Here is an 8,028-nt window from a genome sequence, read left to right on the forward strand (position 1 = left end):
CGTCGGGCTAAGGACTATGACTACTATATTATATGTCACTAAAAGATAGATTCAATAAGCGACGCTCCCTATTTGAGCCAGGGGGTAAGCTGCATGCGTTTCACTCGCTCTTTGATGGGTTTGAGACCTTCCTCTATGTGCCGCATACGACAGCGGCTCCACGAGGGGGCGTGCATGTACACGATGCGATAGATAGTAAGCGCGTCATGAGTACCGTGGTACTGGCTCTAGTACCTGCGCTACTCTTCGGTATGTACAATGTGGGGCTACAGCACTTCATCGCTATCGGTCAGACGGCTGGCTTCTGGTCGATGTTTTGGTTTGGCTTCCTAGCGGTACTGCCTAAGATCGTGGTCTCCTACGTAGTGGGACTGGGTATCGAGTTTGCCGTGGCTCAGTGGAAGCATGAGGAGATCCAAGAGGGTTACCTCGTGACTGGTATGCTCGTGCCGATGATTGTCCCAGTCGACACGCCACTATGGATGATTGCCGTCGCGGTCGCTATGTCGGTCGTCTTCGCCAAGGAGGTCTTCGGCGGGACGGGCTACAACATCTTCAACGTGGCGCTCGTGACTCGTGCTATCCTCTTCTTCGCTTATCCAGCAGCGATGACTGGTGACAAGGTCTTCGTCCGTACGGAGCCTATCTTTGGTTTCGGCGGTGGTGGCGACATGGCTACAGCTGCTGTCGATGGTTTCTCAGGGGCTACCCCTCTGGGTCAGGTGGCTACGGCTGGCGATACGCTCCCGACGATCGTTAACACGATGGGCGAGCCCTCTACTCTATGGGACGCCTTCTGGGGCTTTATCCCTGGTAGTATCGGAGAGGTCTCGACCTTTGCAATCCTGCTCGGTGCTATCCTCCTCATTTGGACAGGCGTAGCAAGCTACAAGGTGATCGTGAGTGGCGTCGTAGGCGCAGCGCTGATGACGCTCCTCTTTAACGCTATCGGCACGACCGCTGCGATGCAGCTAGACGTTGCGCATCACCTACTCTACGGTGGCTTTGCCTTTGGTCTTGTCTTCATGGCGACCGACCCGGTAACCTCGGCTCGCACCGAGACGGGCAAGTGGATCTACGGTCTCCTCGTGGGTGTCATGTGTGTCTTCATACGCGTCCTCAACCCAGGCTATCCTGAGGGTATGATGCTCGCGATCCTACTGATGAACGTCTTCGCACCGCTCATCGACTATGTCGTGGTAAACAATAATATCTCTAAGCGCAAGAAGCGCTGGGAGATGGCTTCTAAACATTGATCATTCTTACGACTATGAATAGAGATAGTAATAGCTACACGATCCTCTACGCAGCCATCATGGTGGTCGTAGTCGCAATAGCTCTAGCGCTCACGGCTGTGGCTCTACGCAAGCCTCAGCAAGAGAATGAGCGCATTGACAAGATGCAGCAGATACTACGAGCTGTACATCTAGAGCCTACCAAAGATCAAGTCATCCCCACCTACACAAAGGTGATCAAGCAGGAGCTCCTGGTCAATGGTCAGGGCGAGGTGATCGCTACTTTTGAGGGTGATCAGATTGCTCAGAATGAAGCTTTCCAGATGAACACGGCCAATCAGTTTAAGCTCCGTCAGCAAGACCACGCTCTCGGACTACCTGTCTACGTGGCTGAGGTGGATGGCCAGCAACTCTACATCTTCCCGATGGATGGCGCTGGTCTATGGGGCGCAATCTGGGGCTTCCTCGCTGTACAGGCTGATGGCTCGACCGTCTATGGCGCTGACTTCTCACACGCTGGTGAGACACCAGGACTAGGTGCTGAGATCGCTACGAAGCACTTCTCACAGGAGTTCGTCGGCAAGCAACTGTACCGTGACGAGCAGTTTAAGTCTATCGCCGTCGTTAAGCACGGTCGCTCGCTTGACGACCAAGACTACGTGGACGGCATCTCAGGCGGTACGCTCACGAGCAATGGTGTCAACAATATGCTCGAGAACTCCATCAAAGAGTACCTCCCCTACATAGAGCAGATACGTGGAGCTCAAGCAGTAGCAGCAGAATAATCAGAAGAGAGAGTAATCTAAGCTATGAGTAAGATAAGTAATAAAGAGGTACTCCTAGGGCCTCTCAATAAGAATAACCCAGTCACCGTACAGGTGCTCGGTATATGCTCTGCGCTGGCGGTCACCGCTCAGCTCAAGCCCGCTCTAGTGATGGCTCTGTCGGTGACGGTGGTCGTCGCCTTTGCCAACGTAATCATATCGCTACTGCGCAACACGATACCTAATCGTATCCGTATCATCGTGCAGCTGGTGGTCGTCGCTGCGCTTGTAACGATCGTCAACGAGATCCTCAAGGCCTATGTCTACGATGTCTCTAAGGAGCTGTCGGTATACATTGGTTTGATCATTACGAACTGTATCTTGATGGGCCGACTAGAGGCTTTTGCCTTGGCGCATGGTCCTAAGGCTTCCTTCCTCGATGGTATCGGCAACGGTCTAGGCTACGGACTCGTCTTGGTGATCATCGGCTTCGTCCGTGAGTTGCTCGGTAGAGGTTCGCTACTGGGCTTCCAGATCATCCCGCAGGCCTGCTACGATATGGGCTACGTCAATCACGGCTTGATGATCATGCCTCCGATGGCGCTCATCGTCCTAGCCTGCATCGTATGGATACAGCGTAGCAAACTCAAGGATCTACAGGAGAAGTAACCCTCCCCAACTCCATATAATCTCACACACTTCATAGATAAAGTCTAAGCAATGGATTATCTAAGTCTGTTTTTCAAGTCGATCTTCGTCGACAATATGATCTTTGCCTACTATCTAGGTATGTGCTCTTACCTAGCTGTATCCAAAGATGTCAAGACCTCACTGGGATTGGGGCTAGCGGTCACCTTCATCCTCACCTGTACGCTACCGATCAACTATCTCCTAGAGACCTACGTCTTTAAGGCAGGTGCGTTGAGCTGGCTCGGGGCGGAGTTTGCTTCGGTCGACCTGAGCTTCCTCTCGCTCATCGTCTTTATCGCCGTCATCGCCTCCTTTACGCAGCTCGTCGAGATGGTCGTCGAGCGGTACAGCCCCTCGCTATACAACTCGCTCGGTATCTTCCTCCCGCTCATCGCTGTGAACTGTGCGATCCTCGGTGGCTCGCTCTTCATGCAGCAGCGTGACTTCATCAATACGGGCATGGCGACCGTTTATGGACTCGGCTCTGGCATCGGCTGGATGCTCGCTATCGTTGGCCTAGCAGCCATCCGTGAGCGACTAGCCTATAGCAATATACCGAAGCCCCTCAGAGGATTTGGCATTACGCTCATCGTCACTGGACTGATGGGCATCGCATTCCTCAGCTTCTCAGGTGTTAAACTCTAATCGCCTACAGATATGGATCAAATGACCTTAATAATAGTATCGAGTGTAGCGGTCTTCCTCCTGGTCGTACTGCTCCTCGTCGTGGTACTGCTGGTGGCTAAGAGCAAGCTCATCCCCTCTGGCAACGTACATATCAATGTCAATGACGTGAAAGACCTAGAGGTACCGATGGGCGGTACGCTACTCAACACGCTTCAGAGCCAAGGCATCTTCCTATCCAGCGCTTGTGGCGGTGGTGGTAGCTGTGGACAGTGTCGCTGTCGCGTCGTCGAGGGCGGTGGCGAGATACTCGCTACGGAGAAAGGCTTCTTCTCTCGCAAAGAGCAGATGGCGCACTGGCGTCTCGGCTGTCAGACGAAAGTCAAGGAAGATCTCAAGGTAATCGTCCCCGAGAGCGTCTTTGGCGTCAAGGAGTGGGAGTGCGAAGTCGTATCCAACAGAAACGTCGCTACCTTCATCAAGGAGTTTGTCGTCAAGCTCCCCGAGGGCGAGCACATGGACTTCAAGAGCGGTAGCTACGCTCAGATCAAGATCCCCAAGTACGAGGTCAAGTACAGCGACTATGTCGTTGAGGAGCAGTTCCGTAGTGACTGGGACAAGTTCAACATGTGGAGCCTTACGGCAAAGAACACCGAGGATACCGTCCGCGCCTACTCTATGGCCAACTATCCTGCCGAGGGTAACATCATCACGCTCAACGTCCGTATCGCCACCCCGCCGATGGATCGCGTGACCCACACCTGGCAGAAGGTACCCGCTGGTATCGCTTCCTCTTACATCTTCAGCCTCAAGCCAGGCGACAAGGTGACCATGAGTGGTCCTTACGGAGACTTCCACATCCACGAGGACTCCGACGCCGAGATGCTCTACATCGGAGGTGGTGCAGGTATGGCCCCGCTACGTGCTCAGCTGTTGCACCTCTTCCTCACCGAGCACACGACCCGCAAGGTATCCTTCTGGTACGGTGCACGCTCGCGCAGTGAGATCTTCTACGAGGAGGACTTCCGCGCCATCGAGCGTGAGTTCCCGAACTTCTCCTTCCACATCGCCCTCTCGGCACCGTTGCCTGAGGACAATTGGACTGGACTCACGGGCTTCATCCACCAGGCCATCTACGACAATTACCTCAAGGATCACGAGGCTCCTGAGGATATCGAGTACTACATGTGCGGACCTGGTCCTATGTCAGCAGCAGCCATCGCGATGCTGGACAACCTAGGCGTGCCACCTGAGCAGATAAACTTCGACAACTTCGGCTAAGGCACCTTAGGATCACTCCGCAATAGAATAAAGATAAGGCGACAGCGCACGATCCCAGTAAACTGGAAGTGCGTTGTCGCCTTAATTATTCCAAATGCTTAGAGACTAAACAATGGCCATCGAGCGAGAAAGATTGAAAAGGTCAAAAGAAATACCGCTTTTGTCAAGTCGGCACCCCTCCCATATGGCACAAATCTCGTAACTTTGCCCTCGTAGAAATAATTGAATTGTAGCTAAACCACTTACTATGATACGAAAGATAGTGATTACAATCGCGCTCGTCCTAACCTTCGGACTTGCAGCAACGGCACAGCGGGTCGCTCTCAAGCACAACTTCGCTTACGATGCTCTCCTCACGCCCAACCTCTCGCTCGAGTTTGCGATGGGCAATAAGTTTACCTTTGATACACAGTTCGGCTGGAACTCCTTCGTTTTCAATCTAGATGCGAGCAAGCCTAACTACAGTACGACCAAGTGGGCTCACTGGATGGCTCAGCCAGAGCTTCGCTACTGGTTCTGCGACGTCTTCAACGGGTGGTTCCTCGGTCTGCATGGACATGTAGGTCAGATGAACGTAGGCGGTGTCAACATCCCCTACCCCCTCATCCTAGAGAACAAAGAGTCCGTCATGAAGGATCACCGCTACCAAGGTTGGTTCTACGGAGGCGGTCTCAGCGTAGGCTACCAGTGGGTACTCTCGACGCGCTCTTCGCTCGAGTTCTCGCTAGGTGCTGGATATGCTCGCATACTATACGACAAGTTCCCCTGCACACGTTGTGGCACGAAAGTCGATGAAGGCAAAGCTAACTACGTCGGACCTACGAAGGCCACTATCTCGTACGTCTTCTTCTTCAAGTAATCGTCAGTAGCACATCTAATAATACAGACACAAAGACTATGAATATCAAGATATCCCGCTTACTCATACTCCTCTCGACGCTACTCCTCGTCGGAGGGACACTATGTGCTCAGCAATTCTCCAAGGCGGAGGAGACTAAGACGATTGCACTATCAGCCGAGCACCACACCGTCACGCGCGACATCGCTCGCAACATCCTACGCATCGACCTAGACGTGGCACCCTATGCCTATGTACGTGCACAGCAACTGCTACGCATTACGCCCGTCTACGTCTCTGCCGATAGGAGCAAGGAGATCCGCTTCAACAAGATCTATGTAGCTGGTAACTCTCGCTACAAGATACTCAAGCGTCAGCACGACCTCTACAACAGTGATGCACTAGGTAAGGAAGTTTACTCACGTCCCGAGGGCTCCGTCTATGCACAGGGCACCAAGGATCTACCACATATGGTCTATGAGCGTCCATTTGAGTTCTGGATGGAGCAGGGTCATGTAGAGCTAGAGATAGAAGTCTTCAGCTGTGGCAACTGTCCTAAAGGCACTCGTCTAGCACAGGGTGGACCACAGTCTATCCCCGTCTTCGGATCCAAAGACTACAAGTACGACTACATCGTCCCCGCTGCTACAGCCTTCAAGGAGTATGCCGAGAGCTTTGATGCCAAGATACAGTTTGTCGTAGACAAGCACGACCTGCTCAGAGACTACAAGGGCAATGCTCAGGAGCTAGCACGCCTAGGTGACTTCGTCCGTAGAGCTACTAAGATAGAAGGCGCAGAGCTTCAGGCGATCAACATCCGTGGATACGCATCTCCCGAAGGTGGCTTCGAGCACAACAAGGCACTCTCCGAGAGACGTACCAAGACACTTGATGACTATGTCAAGCGCACCTATCCTAACCTAGTTAATCGTGTCGAGGTCGTCGCTGAGGGCATGGGCGAGGACTGGGATGGCCTACGCAAGCTCGTAGACGCTAGTGATATGCCCGAGCGCCAGACCATACTGGACATCATTGACAAGTACAATACCGACACAGAGCGTGAGGCTGACATCAAGGCTCTTGATGGAGGCAAGGTATACCGCAATCTCCTAGAGAATGACTATCCTAAGCTTCGTCGCACCACCTTTACGATGAGCTATCGCGTACGTCCCTTTGAGGTCTCAGAGCTAGCACACATCTACTCGACCAATCCTAAGCTACTAAGCCTCAAGGAGCTCTACACCCTAGCTCAGCAGGTTATAGCAAGAGGTGAGAGCCCAGTAGCCATCTACCGCGCAGGTTATGAGCAAAACGCAAGCGACCCTGTCGCCAGACTCAACTACGCCAATGCGCTCCTTGAGTACGACAAGAACGCCAACGAGGCTTACAAGGTCCTCTCTACCATACAGTCAGACTCTCGCGCTAAGCTACCCACAGCTATCGCACTCGATATGATGGGACGCAAGGCTGAGGCTGAGACACTATACTTCAAGAAGTAATAGTTGAAGGAGAGATACGCTCACAGATCTGAGCGTATTACACAGACAAGGCACCACCAGCAGGACGACCACGGTCTTCCTGTCTGAGGGTGCCTTTCTTTTGTTTTTTGAGGGGGGAGAGAACCCCCTTCTTGATGGATACACGATACCACAACCCGACCAACAGGTCCCTCGCCACGTTCAGATGTCACTAAGCCTCTCCGGGTGGCGTTTTTTCGTCGCTTACGCATCCGCTTACGACTAGAGGGGCTTTAGACTTTCACCGAGGAAATCGGAGATCTCCAGGGAGGAAACGAAATTTCCCCACGGAGGGCCGAAATAAAAGTTCGGAAGAATGAAATGAAACTTCGGAAGAAGCAAATCAAAGTTCCGAAGAATTTTTTTATTCCTCCGTGGAGGATCAGAAATCTCTACCGAGAGGTTTTCGATTTCCTCGGGGGTGTGGGCCGAGTAGCGCTGATCGGCTGTCAACTGCTGGCTGTCGGTGAGCGAGAGACATCGGAGCTATCAGAGTGATCTGAGCCATCGGAATCATCGTACTCCTAACTTCTAATATCTAACTTCTAATATCTAACCTCTAATTTTTGACTTATAGGTCAAAACGGTGGGTGATACAGGGGGATAAGCCAGTGTTTATCGTATCTTTGAGCATTTGGAAAGGCGAAAAAATGAACCAAAAAATGTCCGAAGTGTGGGAGCCTCAGTGTGATTAGTCATGGACGCAGGGGTACACACAAGAGATATTTGTGCAAGAACTGTGGCTCATCGTTCACAGGAAAAAGGCACATAAGTAAGGAGCAGATATGGGACTTGTACCAGAGTGGCTTATCGCAGGCTAAAATCGCGGAAGCACTTGGAGTAAGTCCGAGCACGATAAAACGGAGACTTCAGGAGGTCTCAGTTGACTTTAAGACGCCCATATTAAGCGAGGGTGTTATTCACATAGATGCGACGTATTGGGGTAGAAACCAAGGACTAATCGTTGCGTTGGACGATAAAAGTGGTTGCGTACTCTATCGGGAGTGGATCTCTCACGAAAGCAAAGTGGACTACGCAACAGCCCTTAAAAAGATAGAGGAAGGGGGCTATAAGATATT

The 8,028-nt window shown here is 52.2% G+C and carries 8 protein-coding genes; all 8 read left to right on the plus strand.

Annotation, left to right across the window (positions count from 1 at the left end):
- Positions 1-32 precede the first annotated feature (32 nt).
- The gene (locus PORUE0001_RS02975) at positions 33-1,256 is read left to right on the plus strand and encodes an NADH:ubiquinone reductase (Na(+)-transporting) subunit B (protein WP_007364978.1); all 1,224 of its coding nucleotides are present in this window, start codon (positions 33-35) and stop codon (positions 1,254-1,256) included.
- A gap of 14 nt (positions 1,257-1,270) precedes the next feature.
- A complete protein-coding gene (gene nqrC, locus PORUE0001_RS02980; protein ID WP_007364980.1) occupies positions 1,271-2,020 on the plus strand; it encodes an NADH:ubiquinone reductase (Na(+)-transporting) subunit C in 750 nt (249 codons plus the stop codon).
- A gap of 24 nt (positions 2,021-2,044) precedes the next feature.
- A complete protein-coding gene (locus tag PORUE0001_RS02985; RefSeq protein ID WP_007364962.1) occupies positions 2,045-2,668 on the plus strand; it encodes an NADH:ubiquinone reductase (Na(+)-transporting) subunit D in 624 nt (207 codons plus the stop codon).
- 51 nt (positions 2,669-2,719) lie between these two features.
- Positions 2,720-3,334 carry an NADH:ubiquinone reductase (Na(+)-transporting) subunit E gene (nqrE, locus tag PORUE0001_RS02990; protein ID WP_007364974.1) on the plus strand — a complete coding sequence of 205 codons (615 nt, stop codon included), beginning with the start codon at positions 2,720-2,722 and terminating at the stop codon, positions 3,332-3,334.
- A 21-nt stretch (positions 3,335-3,355) separates the two neighbouring features.
- Complete coding sequence (gene nqrF, locus PORUE0001_RS02995) at positions 3,356-4,594, plus strand: NADH:ubiquinone reductase (Na(+)-transporting) subunit F (protein WP_198400678.1); 1,239 nt, start codon at positions 3,356-3,358, stop codon at positions 4,592-4,594.
- Positions 4,595-4,841: 247 nt separating this feature from the next.
- The gene (locus PORUE0001_RS03000; protein ID WP_007364991.1) at positions 4,842-5,453 is read left to right on the plus strand and encodes a DUF3575 domain-containing protein; all 612 of its coding nucleotides are present in this window, start codon (positions 4,842-4,844) and stop codon (positions 5,451-5,453) included.
- A gap of 38 nt (positions 5,454-5,491) precedes the next feature.
- Positions 5,492-6,931, plus strand: a complete 1,440-nt coding sequence (locus PORUE0001_RS03005) for a DUF3868 domain-containing protein (RefSeq protein ID WP_007364961.1) — start codon at positions 5,492-5,494, stop codon at positions 6,929-6,931.
- Between the two features lie 744 nt (positions 6,932-7,675).
- The coding region (locus tag PORUE0001_RS03010; protein WP_039865428.1) for a helix-turn-helix domain-containing protein at positions 7,676-8,028 on the plus strand (353 nt) is incomplete at its 3' end.

Source organism: Porphyromonas uenonis 60-3, from assembly GCF_000174775.1.
Taxonomy (GTDB): Bacteria; Bacteroidota; Bacteroidia; order Bacteroidales; family Porphyromonadaceae; genus Porphyromonas; species Porphyromonas uenonis_A.